This is a genomic window from Enterobacter sp. UPMP701 (assembly GCF_053709515.1).
Genome location: NZ_JBSKJN010000006.1, coordinates 190,487 through 211,350 on the forward strand (window position 1 = coordinate 190,487; position 20,864 = coordinate 211,350).

Consider the following 20,864-nt stretch of genomic DNA (forward strand, 5'->3'; position numbering starts at 1 on the left):
CTTAAGCCAAATTTACAACAGAAGCGCCGAAGCCTTCTGTATCGGTTGTGTGCTGAAACCAGGCGAGCGTGCTGTGCAGTTGCACCACCTCTCCCACCACGATCAGGGCGGGCATCGGGGCGTCTTTCGCCAGGGTTGCAAGATGTTCCAGCGTGCCCGTCGCAACGTGCTGTTCGACGCGCGTGCCGCGAGAAATCACGGCGACGGGCGTGGTCGCCTCGCGACCGTGCTGAATAAGCTGTTCGCTGATGTCTGCCGCCTTCATCGTGCCCATGTAAATCGCCAGCGTCTGGCGGCTCTGGGCGAGATGCGACCAGTCGAACGGCGTGCTGTCGGCCTTGTAGTGGCCGGTCACAAAGGTGACGCTCTGAGCATAATCGCGATGGGTCAGCGGAATACCGGCGTAGGCCGTCACCGCAGAGGCCGCCGTGATGCCGGGCACCACCTGGAACGGGACGCCCGCTTCGGCTGCCGCCTGCAGTTCTTCACCGCCGCGCCCGAAGATAAACGGATCGCCCCCTTTCAGGCGCACCACGGTCTTGCCCGCTTTCGCGGCGTCAATCAGCATCTGATTGGTTTCATGCTGCGGGACGGAGTGCTCGCCCGCCCGTTTGCCGACGCAGATTTGCTCCGCGTCGCGACGGATCAACTCGCGCACGCCGTCGGTGACCAGATGGTCGTAGAACACCACGTCCGCATCCTGAAGAACCTGGAGGCCACGCAGCGTCAGCAAACCGGCATCGCCCGGACCCGCGCCCACCAGAATGATCTCCCCGCCCGTACTGCCGGGGTTATCCAGTTCGTCTTCGAGTATTTTCTGTGCTGCCGTCTCGTTACCTGCCTGCATCAGGCTGGCAAAACGGCCGCGAAACACGCGCTCCCAGAAGCGACGACGTTCCGCCACGCTGGTCAAACGTGTTTTAAGATGATTTCGCCAGTAGCTCGCTTTCTCCGCCATGCGTCCGAGACTGGTCGGCAGCAGCGCTTCGATTTTTTCCCGCAGCACGCGCGCCAGTACCGGTGCGGTGCCGCCGGAAGAGATCGCCACCAGCAGCGGCGAGCGGTCAACGATTGACGGGAAGATAAACGAGCATAACGGCTGGTCGTCCACCACGTTCACCAGACGGTGACGGGCCTGGGCCGCGTCGGAAACCCGCCGGTTAAGTTCGCGATTTTCAGTAGCCGCAATTACCAGCACCACGCTGTCGATCTGCGACTCGTCAAAATCCGCCTCTGCAACGATCCGCACCTGCGCCCCCGCGCGCTGCAAAAAGGCGATTTTGCGATCTGCAATTTCACCCGTGCCGACAACCAGTACCGGTCGGTCTTTTAAGGCGGCAAAAAGGGGCAGATAGTCCACAGGCAACAACTCACTAACAACGAGGAATAGAGGGACTATAGGGGGCGGCTTAGATCGAATGAAATTACGAATTGGAATGAGTAGTTACTCAATGGAATAACGCCGTGAAAAAGCAAATACCAAAAAGTGCTTAACACGCGAAATTTCGGGCATTTAAGAGCAATTCAAATTGTGTATGGACGATCACAGTTTCATACTAGGCGGGTTATTATTTTGCTCTGTTTTTAAGGACTCACTATGTTTTCCGCAACGCGCCACCGTATTGCTGCCCTGGCGCTCGGCGTTTGCTTTATCCTTCCGGCTCAGGCAAAAAATCAACCTTATGGTGAAATCGCCAATATGCAGGCGCGGCATATTGCCACCGTCTTCCCTGGCCGCATGACCGGCTCACCCGCGGAGATGCTCTCCGCCGACTATATTCGCCAGCAGTTTGCCGATATGGGCTACCAGAGTGATATCCGCTCGTTTCACAGCCGCTACGTTTATACCTCACGCAATAAAACAAAAAACTGGCATAACGTGACCGGCAGTACGGTGATTGCCGCGCACGAAGGTCGCGCGGCTGAACAAATCATTATTATGGCCCACCTTGATACCTACGCCCCGTTGAGCGATGCCGATACCGATAACAACCTCGGCGGGCTGACGCTGCAGGGCATGGACGACAACGCAGCGGGCCTCGGCGTGATGCTTGAACTGGCTGAACGCCTTAAAAATATCCCGACGAAATACGGTATTCGCTTTGTGGCGACCAGCGGTGAAGAAGAAGGGAAACTCGGTGCTGAGAATCTCCTTAAACGGATGAGCGCTGAGGAGAAGAAAAATACGCTGCTGGTGATTAACCTCGATAACCTGATTGTCGGCGATAAGCTGTATTTCAATAGCGGACAGAGTACGCCGGGTACCGTGCGTAAGCTGACGCGCGACCGGGCGCTGGCGATTGCCCGCAGCCATGGGGTTTATGCCACCAGTAATCCCGGCGGAAATCCGGCTTATCCACGTGGAACGGGCTGCTGTAACGACGGCGAAGTGTTCGATAAAGCGGGCATTCCGGTGCTGTACGTGGAAGCAACAAACTGGACGTTGGGGGAAAAAGATGGCTACCAGCAGCGGGCCAAATCGAAGGCCTTCCCGGACGGAACGAGCTGGCATAACGTGATGCTGGATAATCAGCAGCATATCGATCGCGCCCTGCCGCAGCGGATTGAACACCGCAGCCGTGACGTGGTGAAGGTAATGCTGCCGCTGGTGAAGGAGCTGGCGAAAGCGGGGAAAGCCTGAGGTTTTTGAACGCCGTGCGGCCTGATGCCCTCACCCCAACCCTCTCCCACAGGGAGAGGGAGTTAATGAAATTACCCTTCGTGCAGCCCGCACTCACGCTTCAGCCCAAAGAATCGCGTCTCTTCTTCCGCCATTCCCGGTTCCCACTTACGCGTGGTGTGGGTATCGCCCACCGACAGATAGCCCTGGTCCCACAGCGGATGGTATTTCAGCCCGTGCTTTTGCAGGTACTGATACACCGTCCGGTTATCCCAGTCGATAATCGGCAGCACTTTGAACACGCCGCGCTGGACCGCCAGCACCGGTAAAGTTGCCCGGCTCCCGGACTGCTCGCGGCGCAGACCGGCAAACCACGTCTGCGCGTTAAGCTCTTTTAGCGCCCGGTTCATCGGCTCAACTTTGTTGATCTCATTGTATTTCTCAATGCCCTCAACGCCCTGCTCCCACAGCTTGCCGTAGCGCGCCTCCTGCCAGGCCGCGCTTTCTGTCGCGCGGTAGACTTTGAGGTTCAGCCTGAGCTTGTCCGTCAGCTCGTCAATAAACTGGTAGGTTTCCGGGAACAGATAGCCGGTATCTGTGAGGATCACCGGAATGTCCGGACGGATCTGATTCACCAGATGCAGGCTGACCGCCGCCTGAATACCAAAGCTCGACGAAAGCACATAGTCTCCCGGCAGGTTTTCCAGCGCCCACGCCACGCGCCCTTCGGCGTCCAGCTTTTCAAGGTGGGCATTGGTTTCTGCCAGCGCCAGAATGCGTTCGACTTTTGGCAGGTCATTAAGGGCGTTTAGATCGAGTACGGACATAATTACCTCTCGTGGTTACTCCCAGAAATCCCTTGCGGGATCGAGCACCGGGCGAATGATGCCCGCACGCACCGTAAAGTCGCCGAAGCCTTCACCCGCTTCGCGCTCTTTCGCCCAGCGCCCGACAAGCTCGTCGATGGAATCAAGAATTTCCGGCTCGGTGATGTTCTCGCGGTACATACGCGGAATGCGCGTCCCAATACGGTTACCGCCCAGGTGCAGGTTGTAGCGACCCGGCGCTTTCCCTACCAGACCCAGCTCGGCCAGCATCGCGCGGCCGCAGCCGTTCGGGCAGCCCGTCACGCGCATAACAATATGCTCGTCCGGAATACCGTGTTTTTCCAGAATCGCTTCCACTTTGTCAGTAAATGACGGCAGGAAACGCTCGGCTTCCGCCATCGCCAGCGGACAGGTCGGGAATGACACGCAGGCCATCGAGTTTTCACGCTGTGGCTTCACCGCATCCATCAACCCGTGATCGCGTGCCAGCTTCTCGATCTTCGCCTTCTGGCTCTCGGGCACACCGGCGATAATCAGATTCTGGTTAGCGGTAATGCGGAACTCGCCTTTGTGGATCTTCGCAATTTCCAGCAGACCGGTTTTCAGCGGACGGCCCGGATAGTCCAGAATACGGCCGTTTTCGATAAACAGCGTCAGGTGCCATTTATTGTCGATCCCTTTCACCCAGCCGATACGATCGCCGCGACCGGTGAATTCGTAAGGGCGGATCGGCTCAAACTTGATCCCCGCGCGACGCTCCACTTCCTCTTTGAACGTTTCAACGCCCACGCGCTCCAGGGTGTACTTGGTTTTCGCGTTCTTACGGTCGGTACGGTTACCCCAGTCGCGCTGGGTAGTGACCACCGCTTCCGCCACGGCCAGCGTGTGCTCCAGCGGCAGGAAGCCGAACTCGCTCGCAGTGCGGGCATAGGTTTTTTTGTTACCGTGTTCAATGGACAGGCCGCCGCCCACCAGCAGGTTAAAGCCAATCAGCTTGCCGTTTTCGGCAATCGCCACGAAGTTCATGTCGTTGGCGTGCAGATCGATATCATTCTGCGGTGGGATCACCACCGTAGTTTTAAACTTACGCGGCAGATAGGTCTGGCCGAGGATCGGTTCTTCGTCAGTGGTGGCGACTTTCTCCTGATCGAGCCAGATCTCTGCATAGGCGCGGGTGCGCGGCAGCAGGTGCTCGGAGATCTTCTTCGCCCACTCATACGCCTCGGCATGCAGCTCAGACTCATACGGGTTCGAGGTGCAGAGCACGTTACGGTTCATGTCGTTGGCGGTCGCCAGCGCGTCCAGCCCGACGGAGTGGAGCATCTGATGCACCGGCTTCACGTTCTTCTTCAGAATGCCGTGGAACTGGAAGGTCTGACGGTTGGTCAGGCGGATGCTGCCGTAAATCGTGTTTTCACCGGCAAATTTGTCGATCGCCTGCCACTGTTTGGTGGTGATCACCCCACCCGGCAGACGGCAGCGCAGCAGCATCGCGTGACGCGGCTCCAGCTTCTGTTCGGCACGTTCGGCGCGGATATCGCGGTCGTCCTGCTGATACATACCGTGGAAACGGATCAGCAGGAAGTTGTCGCCTTTGAAGCCGCCGGTAAGACCGTCATTTAAATCTTCGGCAATGGTACCGCGCAGGTAGTTACTCTCTACCTTCATGCGCTCGGCATCAGACAGTTTGCCTTCGACCACCAGTGGGCCAGGATGTTTTTCGCTCATTAGTAGACATCTCGCTGATAACGGCGCTCTACGCGCAGCTCACTTAAAAATTCATCCGCCGCTTCGGCATCCATACCGCCGAATTCGGCAATCACTTCCAGCAGTGCTTTTTCGACATCCGCAGCCATGCGCCTGGCGTCGCCGCAGACATAAATGTGGGCACCGTCATTGATCCAGCGCCACAGCTCTGCGCCCTGTTCGCGCAGTTTGTCTTGTACGTATACTTTTTCTTTCTGATCGCGGGACCAGGCCAGATCGATGCGGGTCAGTACGCCTTCTTTCACATAGCGCTGCCACTCAACCTGGTAGAGGAAATCTTCGGTAAAGTGCGGGTTGCCGAAGAACAGCCAGTTTTTACCCGGCGCGTTGTCCGCGGCGCGCTGCTGCATAAAGGCGCGGAACGGCGCGATGCCGGTGCCCGGGCCAATCATAATGACCGGGGTCTCCGGGTTCGATGGCAGGCGGAAGTTGTCGTTGTGCTCGATAAAGACGCGCACTTCGCCCTCTTCTTCCACGCGATCCGCCAGGAAACTTGATGCCCCACCCGCGCGGGCGCGGCCTTCGATGTCGTAGCGCACTACGCCAACGGTAACATGCACTTCACTTTCCACTTCGGCCTGCGAAGAGGCGATGGAGTACAGGCGCGGGGTCAGCGGACGCAGCAGACCAACCAGCGCATCGGCATCCAGCTGCGCCGGAGAGAAGCGCACCATATCGACAATCGGCGTCGTCGCGGCGTAATGCTGCAGCTTCGCTTTGTCACCCACCATCGGCAGCAGGGATTCGCTGCGCGTTAAGGTGGCGTAATTTTCGACGATATTCGGCGTGTTCACCGTCAGCTCAAAATGCCACTGCAGCGCTTCGGAGAGCGGCAGGGTTTTGCCGTCAACGGTGACGGGCTCGTCACCTTTCAGCCACAGCAGCTCGACCAGCTCTTTCACCAGCGCCGGATCGTTCTGATACCAGACGCCCAGAGCATCGCCGGGCTGATAGCGCAGGCCGGAGTCGCCAAGATCGATTTCAATATGACGCACGTCTTTTTCCGAGTCGCGGCCGGTGATTTTCTGATTCACCGACAGGCTCGCCGTCAGCGGCGACTCTTTGGTGTACGGGCTGGTGTGGATTTCATTGACGCTGCCCGCTGCGGTCACGGCGGCCTGCGCTGGCGTCTCTTTCGGGACGCGGGCTTTCAGCACTTCAACGATGCGCGCACGCCATTCTGCAGCAGCGGTCTGGTATTCCACATCCGCATCTACGCGGTCCAGCAGGCGCTCCGCGCCCAGCTCCGCCAGCCTGCTGTCGAAATCTTTACCGGACTGGCAGAAGAATTCATAGGACGTATCGCCAAGGCCAAACACAGCAAACGCCGTGCCATCCAGCTTCGGCGCTTTTTTCGAGAACAGAAACTTGTGCAACGCCACCGCTTCTTCAGCGGGTTCACCTTCGCCCTGCGTTGAGGCCACAACCACCAGGAGTTTTTCTGACGCGATTTGCTTGAATTTATAATCCCCGGCGTTAACCAGGTTCACGTTCAGTTTGGCGGCGAGCAGGTCATCACGCAGCGCTTCGGCCACGCGGCGGGCGTTGCCCGTCTGCGAGGCGCTGATCAGCGTAATGGCAGGAATTTCCACGGCCGTTGCCGGTGCGCCAGCCACAGCGCCAGGCTGCTGGTTGAGCATACCCCAGAAATAACCGGAGACCCAGGCAAGCTGAGTGGGAGAAAAATCAGAGGTGGCAGCCTGAAGGCGCGCCAGTTGCTCCGGGTTCAGGGGAAGCAAATTTGAAGGTGGGGCCTGTGTTGTCATGCGTCGTTATGTTCCAGTAGCCAAGCGGACTTTAAGCGAATAAATCCAAACTGAAGATAAGGTTAACGGCGTGGATAATAACAATTAAAGAAGGGATGGAAATAATAAATAACCAAATGGACTAACCTGTTTTAGTTATCGTTCTTAGCGATAAAAACGATTGAATAACCATTTGAAATACAAGAACAAAAACAAATAATCACCCTGAATACCAGGCGTCCACCGTTCAGAGCCGTTTTAGTTAATGCTAAAAATTGTGCTTTCCGGTACTATGCGGCGGTTTTTTCCGCATTACTGAGAGCGATCATGTCCACCACACTGTTTAAAGATTTCACCTTCGAAGCCGCCCACCACCTTCCGCATGTTCCTGAAGGACATAAATGCGGCCGTCTGCACGGGCATTCGTTTATGGTGCGTCTTGAGATCACCGGTGAAGTTGATCCGCATACCGGATGGATCATGGATTTTGCCGAACTGAAGGCCGCGTTTAAGCCAACCTACGATCGTCTGGATCACTACTATCTCAATGATATTCCGGGTCTGGAAAACCCGACCAGTGAAGTGCTGGCAAAATGGATTTGGGATCAGATGAAGCCGCTGGTGCCGCTGCTGAGCGCGGTGATGATCAAAGAGACCTGCACGGCAGGCTGCGTGTATCGCGGAGAGTAAAAAAATAGCCCGGCAAAACCGGGCTATTTTTTAGGCTATATTCAGGTACTTGTGCGTCTGCATCGACAGGCGCCAGTTGCGCGCAATGCAGGTTTCAATGCACAGACGCGTCGCATCGTCTTTCTGGCTGATCGGCTGCAGCGCGATAACCCGCTGCTTTTCATCCGTCAGCGTCGCCAGCAGTTCGTCCAGCGCTTCGATATCACGCACGCGTCCTACCGGGTGCTTAATCTCATCAGCACGCTCCAGCGCCTGAGAGAGTACGTCGTATCCGCCGCGCATATTCACTTTTGGCGATACCGTCACCCAGGTGGTGTGCGAGCAGCGCACTTCATGGGTGCCGCTGGTTTCAATCTGGCAGCTGTAGCCGTTCTTTTCGAGCAGCTCGGTCAGCGGCGTCAGATCGTGGATGCAGGGTTCGCCGCCGGTGATCACCACGTGGCGCGCCGTCCAGCCCTGACGACCAATAATGGCCAGCAGATCTTCTGAACTGCCCGCGCCCCACTTATCGCTCTCTTTGGTTTTCGCCAGAATGCTAAACAGCGACACTTCCCGATCTGCGAGCTTATCCCACGTATGTTTGGTATCACACCAGGCACAGCCAACCGGGCATCCCTGTAAACGAATGAAAATAGCGGGAACACCGGTAAAGTAACCCTCGCCTTGCAGGGTCTGGAACATCTCGTTAATCGGGTACTGCATAGTCATCTCAGTAAAGGGGATAAACGATAAGTATCGCAGATCCCCGCCAGATGGTCATGCTCCATCGGTGCTTTGCGCGCTAATCGCCGCCATAAACCGTTCTGTAATTTGCTGTGGGCGGGTGATCGCCCCACCGACCACGACCGTATGCGCGCCCAGCGCCAGACACCGGGCCGCGCGCTCGGGGGTATCCACGTTGCCTTCGGCAATCACGGGAACCGTCACGGCCGCCAGCACTGCCTTCAGGAACGCACAGTCATTTTCCGGAAGCGTATGGCCTGCCGTTTCCGCCGTATAGCCGTAAAGCGTGGTGCCGACGCAGTCAAAGCCAAGCGCCTGCGCCGTCACGGCTTCACTCACGGTGGAAATATCCGCCATCAGCAGTACCGAGGGGTAACGTGAGCGGATGCGCTTCACCAGGGTTTCCAGGGATTCACCGCCAGGACGTTCCCGCGCCGTCGCATCAAGAGCAATGATTTCCGGCGAGACGGTCATGAGCTCATCCACCTCTTTCATCGTGGCGGTGATAAACACTTCGCTCCCGGAATAATCCCGTTTGATGATGCCGATAATCGGCAATGACACCTGCTGCTTGATGGCCTCAATATCCACCACGCTGTTGGCGCGGATGGCGGCAGCCCCGCCCTGTGCCGCTGCCAGCGCCATCCGCGACATAATAAACGGGCTGTGCAGCGGTTCATTTTCCAGGGCCTGACAGGAGACGACCAGTTTTCCCTTCAGGTTATCCAGTACAGTTTTCATTACGATAAGATCTCTTCCACTTCGTTTTTGATAATCGTGACGTGCGGGCCATAAATGACCTGAACCCCGTTACCGCGCACGATAACGCCGCGCGCGCCGGTGGCTTTCAGCGCCGCGTCATTCACTTTGCTGCCGTCCTTCACCGTGACGCGAAGCCGCGTGGCGCAGCAGTCCACCTCTTCCAGATTCTCTTTTCCGCCTAATCCAGCGATCACCGCAACGGCGCGCTCGCTCTGCGAGAAGGTCACTTCATTGGCCATCGCCTCCTTTTCCCGACCCGGCGTGGCGAAATCAAAGCGGTTAATCAGGTAGCGGAAGGTGAAGTAGTAGAGGAAGAACCACGGCACGCCGACCAACGGAACGAACATCCAGTTGGTTTTGGCCTCCCCCTGCAAAATGCCGAACAGCACGAAGTCAATAAAACCGCCAGAGAAGGTCTGCCCGATGGTGATGTGCAGCATGTGCGCGAGCATAAACGCCAGCCCGTCAAACAGCGCGTGAATGACGTACAGTATCGGGGCAATAAACAGGAAGGAGAACTCTATCGGCTCGGTAATTCCCGTCAGGAATGAGGTTAACGCCGCAGAGAGCAGCAACCCGGCAACCCGCTTTTTGTTCTCCGGTTTCGCCGTGTGGTACATCGCCAGACACGCGCCGAGCAGGCCAAACATCATCGTGATAAAACGCCCGGACATGAAGCGCGATGTGCCTTCGTAAAACTGACGCGTGGAAGGATCGGCCAGTTGGGCGAAGAAGATTCGCTGCGTGCCCTCAACGAGGTGACCGTTAACAATCTCGCTGCCGCCAAGCGCGGTGGTCCAGAACGGCAGATAGAAGATGTGGTGTAACCCGAACGGGCCCAGCATGCGTAAAATGAAGCCGTACAGTAGGGTACCCAGATAACCGGTGGCATCCACCAGCCCGCCCAGACCAAAAATCAGCTTCTGAAAATGCGGCCAGACCACGGTCATGATCGCGCCAACGAGTATCGCCGCGAGCGAGCTGATAATGGGGACAAAACGCGAGCCGCCAAAGAAGCCCAGGAACTGCGGAAGCGCAATCTTGTTAAAACGATGGTGCAGCGCGCAGGTCACCAGCCCAATCACCACGCCGCCAAACACGCCGGTTTCCAGCGTCTGAATGCCGAGGGTCATGCCCTGCCCCACCGCACCCGGGTTTTCATGCGCCAGTTTGCCGGTGAGGATTAGCAGCGCGTTGATGGTGGCGTTCATCACCAGAAACGCAAGTAACGCCGCCAGCCCAGCCGTGCCCTTATCGCTTTTTGCCAGCCCGACGGCAACCCCAACCGCAAACAGCACCGAGAGATTCGCAAACACAATTGAACCGGCGCTACTCATGATGGTGAAAATGGCCTGCAGCCAGCTCACATCTAAGAACGGATAGGCCGCCAGCGTATTGGGATTTGATAACGCCCCGCCGATACCGAGCAGCAGACCCGCAGCGGGCAACACGGAGATAGGCAACATAAAGGATTTGCCAAAGCGCTGCGCTTTTTCAAACCATCCCCCGGAAGAAGCCCCACTGAATATTTGCATCATATTTTCATCCCCTCACATAATGATGAAAATTTTTACCACATAAATATCATACAATGAAAATTACCTTCAAAAACCAGGAGGACGGTCATACTTTTTTAAAATGACTGGCATCTTTCCCCTGCTTTCCGCCACACTAGTCGCAGTGAAACACATTAAGGACGTGGCATGTCGGACCATGAAAACCTGCTGCTGAAGCTCCGCCAGGAGGCTTCCGGGTACAGCCCAACGCAACAAAAACTCGGCGAGTTTGTCCTCAGCGACCCTGCCCGGGTGCTCTACCTGACGATCACCGAACTGGCGCGCGAGAGCCACACCAGTGAAGCGAGCGTGACGCGTCTTTGCCGGACGTTGGGCTGCAAGGGTTATAACGAATTCAAAATGGCACTAGCTCTGGATATTCAGCAGGGCCAGCCCGCGCGTGAGACCGGGGATGAAATTGATACCGTAGTGGATGAGTCGGTGCAGGCTCTGCAGGATACCGCCAGGCTCCTTGACCGGTCACTGCTTGAGAAAGCCGCACTGGCGCTGCATCAGGCGCAGTCCGTGCAGATTTATGGCGTTGCGGCCAGCGCGATCCTCGGCGAGTATCTGCATTACAAGTTATTGCGCTTAGGCAAGCCCGCGCAGCTGTTTAGCGATATGCACCGCGCAGCCATGAACGCGACAACGCTTTCGAAAGAAACGCTGGTCGTGGCCATCTCCAGCTCCGGTTCAACGCGGGATCTCCTGCACGTTGTTAAACTTGCCCGCAAGCGCGGCGTGAAGGTTCTGGCGCTCAGCAATACCCCGCGTAGCCCTCTCGCCTCCCTTAGCGATATGCTGCTGGTGGCCGCCAAGCCAGAAGGCCCGCTTAGCGCAGGCGCGCTCAATGCCAAAGTTGGGGTGATGCTGCTGGTTGAATTACTGACTACTTCCCTGATTGCGCGAGATAGCCATTACGCAGACGTCAGCCAGCAAACCGCCAGCGCGACGCTTCCTCTGTTGCTCTGAAAACATTCGCAGGCTAAATATAATAGCCTGCGTTTAATCGCACCCGATTTCACTTTAGTGGGATTTGATTCATTTATCGCATAAATGATTGGTGTAACAAAGTGTTTTATTAATTACATTTTGAATTACAGTCGCCGCCCTGAAAGTAAATAAAAAATTCAAATAAATTCAATAAGTTGAAATATAATATTTAATAAATTGAATTTTTTCAGTTTCCGCAATGTCGAATATCTCCACCTGATTTTCTTTCCTTAAAATAAGCTTAAGACGCGGTCTGTGCCGGCGTTTTATTATTTAAATGCCGTTTACTTTTGCGCGCCTACAATCCGCCTCATCAATCATAATGAGACGGTATTAATGAAGATGTTATTGATTACAGGCGTGACCGGTTTTCTGGGCGGTGCAGTACTTGAAAAAATCCTGACCAGCGATCGACCCGTAAAACTCCTTTTGCTTGCCCGTGCCGACGATCCGCAGGGCGGGCTGGCGCGCGTGCAGGAAAACATGCGTAAGTTCAACGTTCCCGAGGAGAAACTGGCCTCCCTGAGCGTGGACAATATCCTCATCGGCGACCTCAGCCAGCCGGAGGCTTTTCTGAACGATCCGCGACTGGACGAGGTCACGCATGTCGTAAACTGTGCGGCTGTCGCATCATTTGGCAATAACCCTCTGATCTGGAAGGTCAACGTCGAAGGCACCCTTGCGCTGGCGCGCCGCATGGAGCAGGTTGCGGGGCTGGAGCGTTTCCTGCACGTAGGCACCGCAATGTCATGCACGCCGGAGCAGGATTCGCTGGTCGCCGAAAGTGCGGAATTCAGAGAAAACGCTGAGCACCTGGTGGAATACACCAGGTCGAAGTCAACCATAGAACAGCTTATGCGCCAGGAGTGTCCAAATCTGCCGCTGCTCATCGCACGTCCATCCATCGTCGTCGGCCATACCCGTCACGGCTGCACACCGTCGAGCAGTATCTTCTGGGTCTTTAGCATGGGCCTGATGCTGCAGAAATTTATGTGTGCAATGGAAGACCGGATCGATGTTGTCCCGGTGGATTATTGCGCCGACGCGCTGCTAATGCTGCTGAGCAGCAACGCACGTCCGGGAGAAGTGGTCCACATTTCCGCCGGGGAAGAGAACAGCGTTCGCTTCGCGGATATCGATCAGGCGATGGCGCAGGCGCTGGAGAAAGCCCCCGTCGGGGATAAATATGCGCAGGTGAGCTACGAAACGCTGGTCAGAATGCGTCGTGAACTGAAGTCTATTTTTGGCCCGTGCAATGAACGACTGATGCTGAGAGCGATGCGTTTATACGGTGCCTTTGCCACGCTGAACGTGCGCTTCAGCAACGATAAACTGCTCAGCATGGGGATGCCGAAGCCACCTCGTTTTACGGATTACATCGCCCGCTGCGTGCAAACCACCCGGGGACTGAGTATCCCGGAACAGATGGCGGTCGATTTTAAATAGCCAAAAAAAATGCCAGTCATTCGACTGGCATTTTCATTTTAAGGCTTAAGCAATTATGCCTGGCCTTTGATCTCTTTACGACCGTTGTATGGTGCTTTTTCACCCAGCGCTTCTTCGATACGAATCAGCTGGTTGTATTTAGCAACACGGTCAGAACGGCTCATAGAACCGGTTTTGATCTGGCCAGCAGCGGTACCAACAGCCAGGTCAGCGATGGTAGCGTCTTCAGTTTCGCCAGAGCGGTGAGAGATAACAGCGGTGTAGCCAGCGTCTTTCGCCATTTTGATCGCAGCCAGCGTTTCGGTCAGAGAACCGATCTGGTTGAATTTGATCAGGATGGAGTTAACGATGCCTTTCTCGATGCCTTCTTTCAGGATCTTGGTGTTGGTTACGAACAGATCGTCACCAACCAGCTGGATTTTGTCGCCCAGTACTTTGGTCTGGTATGCGAAACCATCCCAGTCAGACTCGTCCAGACCGTCTTCGATAGACACGATTGGGTACTGTTTGGTCAGGTCTTCCAGGAAGTGAGTGAACTCTTCGGAGGTGAACGCTTTGTTGCCTTCGCCAGCCAGAACGTATTTACCGTCTTTGTAGAATTCAGATGCTGCACAGTCCATCGCCAGAGTGATGTCTTTGCCCAGCTCGTAGCCTGCAGCTTTAACCGCTTCAGCGATAACAGCCAGTGCTTCTGCGTTAGAACCCAGGTTTGGCGCGTAGCCACCTTCGTCACCAACAGCAGTGTTCATACCTTTAGCTTTCAGAACTTTAGCCAGGTTGTGGAACACTTCAGAACCCATACGAACCGCTTCTTTCAGGGTTTTCGCGCCAACTGGCTGAATCATGAATTCCTGAATATCAACGTTGTTGTCTGCGTGCTCACCACCGTTGATGATGTTCATCATTGGTACAGGCATAGAGTATTTGCCTGGGGTGCCGTTCAGTTCAGCGATGTGCTCGAACAGAGGCATACCTTTAGCAGCAGCTGCCGCTTTGGCGTTCGCCAGGGAAACGGCCAGGATTGCGTTCGCACCGAAGTTAGATTTGTTTTCAGTACCGTCCAGATCGATCATGATCTTGTCGATGCCAGCCTGATCTTTGGCATCTTTGCCAACGATAGCCTGAGCAATAGGACCGTTAACAGCGCCAACCGCTTTCAGTACGCCTTTGCCCATGAAACGGGATTTGTCGCCATCACGCAGTTCCAGCGCTTCGCGGGAACCCGTAGAAGCACCTGATGGAGCCGCTGCCATACCGACGAAACCACCTTCCAGATGAACTTCGGCTTCAACGGTCGGGTTACCACGGGAGTCGATGATTTCACGACCGATGACTTTAACGATTTTGGACATTAGATTTTCCTCAGTACAAGTTAAACTAAAACTCCAGACAAACAACGCGTACCAAAGGTACGCGTTGCCGTTCTAACTTTTTTTACTTCGCCTGACGCTTCTGGTACTCACTGGCGGCTTTCACAAAGCCTGCAAACAGCGGATGTCCATCACGCGGCGTTGAAGTAAATTCCGGGTGGAACTGGCAGGCAACAAACCACGGATGGTTTGGCACTTCGATGATCTCGACTAACTGATCATCCCCGGAGCGACCCGCAACACGCAGGCCCGCAGCTTCAATTTGTTTCAACAACATGTTGTTGACTTCATAGCGGTGACGATGGCGCTCGGTGATGACCGGCTCGCCGTACAGCTTGCGAACCACGCTATCGTCGGACAGCTGGCAGGCCTGTGCGCCAAGACGCATAGTGCCACCCAGATCGCTCTTCTCGGTACGGACTTCGACGTTACCGTCTTCGTCACGCCATTCCGTAATCAGCGCCACTACAGGGTACTTACAGTCTGGCACAAATTCCGTAGAGTTCGCGTTTTCCATTCCCGCTACGTTGCGCGCAAATTCGATCAGCGCAACCTGCATACCCAGGCAGATGCCGAGGTATGGAATATTGTTTTCACGCGCATAGCGTGCAGTGGCGATCTTACCTTCAACACCACGGTAGCCGAAGCCGCCAGGGATGAGGATAGCATCCAGATCTTTCAGAATTTCAACGCCACGTGTTTCAACATCCTGCGAATCAATCAGCTTGATGTTCACAGAGACGCGGTTCTTCAGACCACCGTGCTTCAGCGCTTCGATAACGGACTTATAGGCGTCCGGCAGTTCGATGTACTTGCCGACCATACCGATAGTCACTTCGCCCGCCGGGTTCGCTTCTTCGTAAATAACCTGTTCCCATTCAGACAGGTTAGCTTCCGGACAGTTCAAGCTGAATCGTTTACAAATATAATCGTCCAGACCCTGTGATTTCAACAGGCCCGGGATTTTATAAATGGAATCGACATCTTTCATTGAAATAACGGCTTTTTCAGGCACGTTACAGAACAATGCAATTTTCGCACGTTCGTTCGCCGGAATGGCGCGATCGGAACGGCAAACCAGGATGTCAGGCTGAATACCAATCGAGAGCAGCTCTTTAACGGAGTGCTGGGTCGGTTTGGTTTTCACTTCACCTGCTGCCGCCATGTAAGGCACCAGCGTCAGGTGCATGAACAGCGCGTGTTCACGACCAATGTCTACCGCCAGCTGACGAATCGCTTCGAGGAACGGCAGGGATTCGATATCACCCACGGTACCGCCGATTTCAACCAGCACCACGTCATGCCCTTCGCCACCGGCAAGGACACGCTCTTTAATGGCGTTAGTGATGTGTGGGATAACCTGCACGGTCGCGCCCAGGTAGTCACCGCGGCGCTCTTTACGCAGAACGTCAGAGTAGATGCGGCCAGTCGTAAAGTTGTTACGACGGGTCATTTTGGTACGAATGAAACGCTCGTAGTGGCCAAGATCCAGATCGGTTTCAGCGCCGTCTTCAGTAACGAACACTTCCCCGTGTTGGGTTGGGCTCATGGTGCCAGGATCGACGTTGATGTACGGATCCAGTTTCATCATGGTCACATTGAGGCCACGGGCTTCAAGAATGGCTGCGAGGGAGGCTGCGGCAATGCCTTTACCCAGAGAGGATACGACCCCGCCGGTCACAAAAATATAGTTCGTTGTCATGCTGAACCTGAGAAGTTAGGGTGAAACGATGGAATAACCAGGACGGGAAAGTAGTATACCCGAACACGGCGAGCGCCACAAACTTTCATTCTCCGTCTCCATTCCAGGCCATGACAAACATAAGGAGTGAGAAAATAGCCCCTTTTGGGTAAATGTTTTTGACGCAAATCAAGCGCTTGTCATTTAAAAAATCACACAAATTGCGCTTGATCGCAAAATTCCGTTAGAGATCATGTTCCTGGCGTTTTACTTCCTGCCAGACTTCTTCCATCGCATCAAGGTCAATACCGCTCATTTCCAGGCCGCGCGAGGCCACAATCCGCTCAACTTCACGGAAGCGCCGCTCGAATTTCAGGTTGGCTTTTTGCAGGGCGGTTTCCGCTTTTACACCCAGGTGGCGTGAAAGGTTGACGGTGGCGAACAGCAGATCGCCCATCTCTTCCTCCAGCCTGGCTTCATCCACAACCGCCTGCTGCGCTTCGTGCATCACCTCATCAATCTCCTCATGCACTTTATCCAGCACCGGGCCCAGGGAGGTCCAGTCAAACCCCACAGCAGAGCAGCGTTTCTGGATTTTATGCGCGCGCATCAGCGCGGGCAGGCTCAGCGGAATGTCATCCAGCGCCGAATGCTGGGATTTCTCCGCGCGCTCGGCGCTTTTTATCTGCTCCCAGCGGGCCAGTACCTCTGCGCTGTTCCCTGCGGTGGCATCGCCAAAGATATGCGGATGGCGACGCTCCAGCTTGTCGCTGATGGCGGCACAGATATCGTCAAAGTTAAAGCGTCCCTCTTCCTGCGCCATCTGGGCGTAGAACACCACCTGGAACAGAAGGTCGCCGAGTTCACCGCGCAGATCGTCAAAATCTTCACGGGAAATGGCGTCCAGCACTTCGTAGGTCTCTTCAAGGGTGTAAGGGGCGATGGTGGCGAAAGTCTGCTCTTTGTCCCACGGGCAGCCGTTTTCCGGGTCGCGCAGGCGTTTCATGATGCCGAGCAGGCGGTCGATTTGTGTCATGGTTATGTCCTGATAAAAAAATGCCGGGTGGCGGCGTCGCCTTACCCGGCCTACAGAAGAGTGTGTTTAACCACCGTGCAGACGACGCGCGTCAATCACATCCGGCACCTGGTTCAGTTTGCCCAGCACGCGGCCGAGTACCTGCAGGTTGTAGATTTCGATGGTCATATCGATGGTGGCAAGCTGCTCGCGGGTATCGCTGCGGCTGGCAACGCCCAGCACGTTGACCTTCTCGTTGGCGAGAATGGTGGTGATGTCGCGCAGCAGGCCGCTGCGATCGTTGGCGGTAACACGCACCACCAGAGAGTAGCCGGCGGAGTAGCTTTCACCCCAGACGGCTTCCACGATACGTTCCGGCGCATGAGACTGCAGCTCAGCAAGCTGGTCGCAGTCGGAGCGGTGGATGGAAATCCCGCGCCCCTGGGTGATAAAGCCGACGATGTCGTCGCCCGGGATCGGCTGGCAGCAGCGGGCAATGTGGTGCATCAGGTTGCCTACCCCTTCGACCACCACGCGGCCATTGTCTTTGCTGCGCTGCTGCGGCGCATAGGTTTTCTGCTGTAGCTGCTTCAGCGCCGCCGCGTCCTGCTCTTCCGCGCTAGGCTTATTGAACTGCGCCTGCAGGAAGTTCACCATCTGATTCAGACGAATATCACCGCCGCCAATGGCCGCCAGCAGCTCGTCAAGCTCGTTGAAGTTGTAGCGCGGCAGCAGGAATTTCTCGGCCTCTTTCAGGCTTATCCCGATATGCTCCAGCTCGTCGTCGAGGATCTGGCGACCGGCAAGGATGTTCTTGTCACGATCCTGCTTGCGGAACCAGGCGTGAATTTTCGAGCGCCCGCGGCTAGTGGTGACGTAGCCCAGGTTAGGGTTAAGCCAGTCGCGGCTCGGGTTAGGCTGCTTCTGGGTGATGATTTCAATCTGATCGCCCATCTGCAGCTGGTAGGTGAACGGCACGATACGCCCGCCAATTTTCGCCCCGATGCAGCGATGCCCCACGTCACTGTGGATGTGGTAGGCAAAATCGAGCGGCGTAGAGCCCGCAGGCAGGTCGACAACGTCCCCTTTCGGGGTAAAGACGTAGACGCGGTCGTCAAAGACCTGGCTGCGCACCTCGTCGAGCATTTCGCCGGAATCGGCCATCTCTTCCTGCCACGCAATCAGCTTGCGCAGCCAGGCGATACGGTCTTCATGGCCGGAGCGTGCCCCGCCGGAGGTGCCCTCTTTGTACTTCCAGTGCGCGGCCACGCCAAGCTCGGCGTCTTCATGCATCTGTTTGGTGCGGATCTGAATCTCGACCGTTTTGCCGCCGGGGCCAAGCACCACGGTATGAATAGACTGGTAGCCGTTTGGTTTGGGGTTGGCGACGTAGTCATCGAACTCATCCGGCAGGTGGCGGAAGTGAGTATGTACTATACCCAGCGCGGCGTAGCAGTCCTGGAGTCGCTCCGCCACGATACGCACGGCGCGCACGTCAAACAGCTCGTCAAAGGCGAGGTGTTTCTTCTGCATTTTGCGCCAGATGCTGTAGATGTGCTTTGGTCGGCCATAAACTTCAGCGCGCACGTTCTCTTCTTTCATCGCCTGGCGCAGGCCGCCGACAAATTCCTCGATATAGTGCTCGCGGTCGATACGGCGCTCATGAAGAAGTTTGGCGATGCGCTTGTATTCTGCCGGATGCAGGTAGCGGAAGCAGTAATCTTCCAGCTCCCATTTCAGTTGACCAATGCCTAAGCGGTTCGCCAGCGGCGCATAGATGTTTGTACACTCTTTGGCGGCAAGTACGCGCTCATCTTCCGGCGCATCTTTCACTTCACGCAGGTGGGCAATACGCTCGGCAAGCTTGATGACCACGCAGCGGAAATCATCCACCATGGCCAGCAGCATCCGGCGAACGTTATCGACCTGTTCGGAGGAGACGGAATCGGTGTGCGCGGCTTTAAGCTGGCGAATGGCCGCCATATCGCGCACGCCGTGGATCAGCGCCACGACGGATTTCCCGACGCTGTCGCGCAGCACATCTTCGCTGACCACGTCCGCATCCGCGAGGGGGAAGAGAAGCGCGGCCTGCAGCGTTTCGATGTCCATGTTCAGCATGGATAAGATTTCCACCATCTCCACGCCGCGCCAGAGGAGAAGATCGGCATCCGGATGCCCCTGCGTGGTGCGCAGACAATAGGCCCAGGTTTCGGTTAAGCGTTCACACGACTGCTGGCTGGAAATTCCCAGACTTGCGATCCATTTTTGTGGGTCAAATTCCCCAGCTTTATTGAGATGTGCACTTCTTACCGCAACCATTGTCCTCTCCTTTAGGGACCAGGGCCTGTCGAAGTCGACAAGCCAAACAAATTAGATGTGCTCGAACAACACCATCGATTCCAGATGTCCAGTGTGCGGGAACATGTCCAGCATTGCCAGACGCCGAATCTGGTAACCCCCGCTTAATAATGCTTCACTGTCCCGGGCAAGCGTCGCCGGGTTACAGGAAACATAGACCACACGCTCAGGTGCGAGTTTAATAATATGCTGCATCACGCCCGGTGCGCCTGCGCGCGCCGGGTCGAGAAGAATTTTGTCAAAGCCCTGCTTTGCCCACGGCTGCCGGGTAACATCTTCCTCAAGATTTTGATGAAAGAATGTCACATTTTGCAAGCCGTTCTGTTGGGCGTTCTCCTGGCCTTTGGCTACCAGCGCCTCAACGCCTTCCACCCCGACCACGCTTGCTGCTCTGCGCGCCAGCGGCAGGGTAAAGTTACCCATGCCGCAGAACAGATCGAGCACCCGGTCAGCGGGCTTTACGTCAAGCCATGCCAGAGCCTTCGCCACCATCTGCTGGTTTACGCCGTCGTTGACCTGGATAAAATCACGCGGACTGAACGTTAAGCGTAGCCCGTCAGACGCATACCAGGGAGCTTCGCCCGTTACCTGTTCAAGTATCTCGCTTTGCGGCGCGAGGAAAAGCGCAAGCTCATGAGAATGCGAAAAGCGTTCCAGTTTTTCGCGATCTTTCTTCGACAGCGGCGCGGTGTGGCGCAGCACCATCAGCGGGCCGTTGTTTGCCAGCACCAGTTCAATATGGCCCAATGCGCGCACCCCATCCAGCGATGCAAGACAACGGTGCACGTCAGGAAGCAATGCTTCAAGCTGGGGCACCATAATGGGGCACTGCTTTACATCAACAATTTCGCTGGAGGCCGCTTTGCGAAAACCCATCTCCAGCCGCTCCGTTTTGGGCTGATAGCTCAGGCTAAGGCGCGCGCGGCGACGATATCCCCAGGGTTCATCAGCGATAATCTCGTCAACTTCGTGTTTGAGGAGACGCGCCAGCGCGCGGCTTTTACTTTTTTGCTGTAATTCTGTGCTCACATGCTGTTGCTGGCAGCCTCCGCACACGCCAAAATGTGGACAACGGGGCTCCACGCGCTCCGGGCTATCGTTGAGGCGACGCTTCACCTGCCCGCGCGCGTACTGGCGTTTGTCTTCCGTCAGCGTAATTTCTGCTCGTTCTCCTGGCAGCAAACCTGTTATAAACAGAGTCTTACCATTGTGACGAGCCACTCCCTGACCAAAAGGATCGAGGTCCGTGGCTTCAACAGTAATGATTTGACGCGTCGTCACGCGTCGCTTTGCAGAGTAGAATTGCGCCAT

General features: G+C 55.8%; 16 protein-coding genes. 4 read left to right on the forward strand and 12 right to left on the reverse strand.

Annotated features, from left to right (window positions below):
* Position 1: 1 nt before the first annotated feature.
* Positions 2-1,351: a siroheme synthase CysG gene (cysG, locus tag ACWKXT_RS15320; protein WP_454532813.1), complete on the reverse strand. Its 1,350-nt coding sequence runs from the start codon at positions 1,349-1,351 to the stop codon at positions 2-4.
* A gap of 246 nt (positions 1,352-1,597) precedes the next feature.
* On the opposite strand from cysG, the gene ACWKXT_RS15325 reads away from it, so the two are divergent.
* The gene (locus ACWKXT_RS15325; protein WP_454527389.1) at positions 1,598-2,641 is read left to right on the forward strand and encodes an aminopeptidase; all 1,044 of its coding nucleotides are present in this window, start codon (positions 1,598-1,600) and stop codon (positions 2,639-2,641) included.
* Between the two features lie 71 nt (positions 2,642-2,712).
* Here the strand turns inward: ACWKXT_RS15325 and cysH are convergent, their stop codons facing one another.
* The 3 genes from cysH to cysJ are packed head-to-tail and all read right to left on the reverse strand — an operon-like array spanning position 2,713 to position 6,980.
* Positions 2,713-3,447 (reverse strand): phosphoadenosine phosphosulfate reductase, encoded by a 735-nt coding sequence (gene cysH / locus ACWKXT_RS15330; protein WP_032675427.1) that lies wholly within the window; start codon positions 3,445-3,447, stop codon positions 2,713-2,715.
* 15 nt (positions 3,448-3,462) lie between these two features.
* Positions 3,463-5,175: an assimilatory sulfite reductase (NADPH) hemoprotein subunit gene (gene cysI, locus ACWKXT_RS15335; RefSeq protein ID WP_454527390.1), complete on the reverse strand. Its 1,713-nt coding sequence runs from the start codon at positions 5,173-5,175 to the stop codon at positions 3,463-3,465.
* Positions 5,175-6,980, reverse strand: coding sequence for an NADPH-dependent assimilatory sulfite reductase flavoprotein subunit (gene cysJ, locus ACWKXT_RS15340; protein WP_454527391.1), 1,806 nt, complete (start codon positions 6,978-6,980; stop codon positions 5,175-5,177). Before cysJ ends, cysI begins: the two co-directional genes overlap by 1 nt.
* A 306-nt stretch (positions 6,981-7,286) precedes the next feature.
* On the opposite strand from cysJ, the gene queD reads away from it, so the two are divergent.
* Positions 7,287-7,649 (forward strand): 6-carboxytetrahydropterin synthase QueD, encoded by a 363-nt coding sequence (gene queD / locus ACWKXT_RS15345; RefSeq protein ID WP_010434567.1) that lies wholly within the window; start codon positions 7,287-7,289, stop codon positions 7,647-7,649.
* A gap of 30 nt (positions 7,650-7,679) precedes the next feature.
* Here queD and queE read toward each other — a convergent pair whose 3' ends face one another.
* From queE to ACWKXT_RS15360, 3 genes are read right to left on the reverse strand one after another with little or no spacing between them, the layout of a single operon-like run.
* A complete protein-coding gene (gene queE, locus ACWKXT_RS15350; protein ID WP_023333236.1) occupies positions 7,680-8,351 on the reverse strand; it encodes a 7-carboxy-7-deazaguanine synthase QueE in 672 nt (223 codons plus the stop codon).
* Positions 8,352-8,405: 54 nt separating this feature from the next.
* Positions 8,406-9,113 carry an N-acetylmannosamine-6-phosphate 2-epimerase gene (locus tag ACWKXT_RS15355; RefSeq protein WP_454527393.1) on the reverse strand — a complete coding sequence of 236 codons (708 nt, stop codon included), beginning with the start codon at positions 9,111-9,113 and terminating at the stop codon, positions 8,406-8,408.
* The gene (locus ACWKXT_RS15360; protein WP_454532794.1) at positions 9,113-10,672 is read right to left on the reverse strand and encodes a PTS transporter subunit EIIC; all 1,560 of its coding nucleotides are present in this window, start codon (positions 10,670-10,672) and stop codon (positions 9,113-9,115) included. The genes ACWKXT_RS15355 and ACWKXT_RS15360 overlap by 1 nt, the downstream gene beginning before the upstream one ends.
* Positions 10,673-10,837: 165 nt before the next feature.
* On the opposite strand from ACWKXT_RS15360, the gene ACWKXT_RS15365 reads away from it, so the two are divergent.
* Positions 10,838-11,662: a MurR/RpiR family transcriptional regulator gene (locus ACWKXT_RS15365; RefSeq protein ID WP_454532795.1), complete on the forward strand. Its 825-nt coding sequence runs from the start codon at positions 10,838-10,840 to the stop codon at positions 11,660-11,662.
* Between the two features lie 357 nt (positions 11,663-12,019).
* Positions 12,020-13,129, forward strand: coding sequence for an SDR family oxidoreductase (locus ACWKXT_RS15370; RefSeq protein WP_454527396.1), 1,110 nt, complete (start codon positions 12,020-12,022; stop codon positions 13,127-13,129).
* 53 nt (positions 13,130-13,182) lie between these two features.
* On the opposite strand, the gene eno is transcribed toward ACWKXT_RS15370, so the two are convergent.
* The 5 genes from eno to rlmD all read right to left on the reverse strand — a co-directional run bounded on the left by eno (position 13,183) and on the right by rlmD (position 20,864).
* Complete coding sequence (gene eno / locus ACWKXT_RS15375; protein WP_006811784.1) at positions 13,183-14,481, reverse strand: phosphopyruvate hydratase; 1,299 nt, start codon at positions 14,479-14,481, stop codon at positions 13,183-13,185.
* 82 nt (positions 14,482-14,563) lie between these two features.
* Positions 14,564-16,201 carry a glutamine hydrolyzing CTP synthase gene (pyrG, locus tag ACWKXT_RS15380; RefSeq protein ID WP_028014254.1) on the reverse strand — a complete coding sequence of 546 codons (1,638 nt, stop codon included), beginning with the start codon at positions 16,199-16,201 and terminating at the stop codon, positions 14,564-14,566.
* 223 nt (positions 16,202-16,424) lie between these two features.
* Entirely contained in the window at positions 16,425-17,216 is a 792-nt protein-coding gene (mazG, locus tag ACWKXT_RS15385; RefSeq protein ID WP_454527397.1) for a nucleoside triphosphate pyrophosphohydrolase, read from the reverse strand.
* A gap of 66 nt (positions 17,217-17,282) precedes the next feature.
* A complete protein-coding gene (gene relA / locus ACWKXT_RS15390; protein WP_008499628.1) occupies positions 17,283-19,514 on the reverse strand; it encodes a GTP diphosphokinase in 2,232 nt (743 codons plus the stop codon).
* A gap of 51 nt (positions 19,515-19,565) precedes the next feature.
* Positions 19,566-20,864, reverse strand: coding sequence for a 23S rRNA (uracil(1939)-C(5))-methyltransferase RlmD (gene rlmD, locus ACWKXT_RS15395; protein WP_454527398.1), 1,299 nt, complete (start codon positions 20,862-20,864; stop codon positions 19,566-19,568).

Excerpts from the sequence above, each read along its gene's own strand:
- ACWKXT_RS15325 (WP_454527389.1), top strand. The coding sequence starts at position 1,598 with ATGTTTTCCGCAACGCGCCACCGTATTGCTGCCCTGGCGCTCGGCGTT.
- cysH (WP_032675427.1), bottom strand. The coding sequence starts at position 3,447 with ATGTCCGTACTCGATCTAAACGCCCTTAATGACCTGCCAAAAGTCGAA.
- cysI (WP_454527390.1), bottom strand. The coding sequence starts at position 5,175 with ATGAGCGAAAAACATCCTGGCCCACTGGTGGTCGAAGGCAAACTGTCT.
- cysJ (WP_454527391.1), bottom strand. The coding sequence starts at position 6,980 with ATGACAACACAGGCCCCACCTTCAAATTTGCTTCCCCTGAACCCGGAG.
- queD (WP_010434567.1), top strand. The coding sequence starts at position 7,287 with ATGTCCACCACACTGTTTAAAGATTTCACCTTCGAAGCCGCCCACCAC.
- queE (WP_023333236.1), bottom strand. The coding sequence starts at position 8,351 with ATGCAGTACCCGATTAACGAGATGTTCCAGACCCTGCAAGGCGAGGGT.
- ACWKXT_RS15355 (WP_454527393.1), bottom strand. The coding sequence starts at position 9,113 with ATGAAAACTGTACTGGATAACCTGAAGGGAAAACTGGTCGTCTCCTGT.
- ACWKXT_RS15360 (WP_454532794.1), bottom strand. The coding sequence starts at position 10,672 with ATGATGCAAATATTCAGTGGGGCTTCTTCCGGGGGATGGTTTGAAAAA.
- ACWKXT_RS15365 (WP_454532795.1), top strand. The coding sequence starts at position 10,838 with ATGTCGGACCATGAAAACCTGCTGCTGAAGCTCCGCCAGGAGGCTTCC.
- ACWKXT_RS15370 (WP_454527396.1), top strand. The coding sequence starts at position 12,020 with ATGAAGATGTTATTGATTACAGGCGTGACCGGTTTTCTGGGCGGTGCA.
- eno (WP_006811784.1), bottom strand. The coding sequence starts at position 14,481 with ATGTCCAAAATCGTTAAAGTCATCGGTCGTGAAATCATCGACTCCCGT.
- pyrG (WP_028014254.1), bottom strand. The coding sequence starts at position 16,201 with ATGACAACGAACTATATTTTTGTGACCGGCGGGGTCGTATCCTCTCTG.
- mazG (WP_454527397.1), bottom strand. The coding sequence starts at position 17,216 with ATGACACAAATCGACCGCCTGCTCGGCATCATGAAACGCCTGCGCGAC.
- relA (WP_008499628.1), bottom strand. The coding sequence starts at position 19,514 with ATGGTTGCGGTAAGAAGTGCACATCTCAATAAAGCTGGGGAATTTGAC.
- rlmD (WP_454527398.1), bottom strand. The coding sequence starts at position 20,864 with ATGGCGCAATTCTACTCTGCAAAGCGACGCGTGACGACGCGTCAAATC.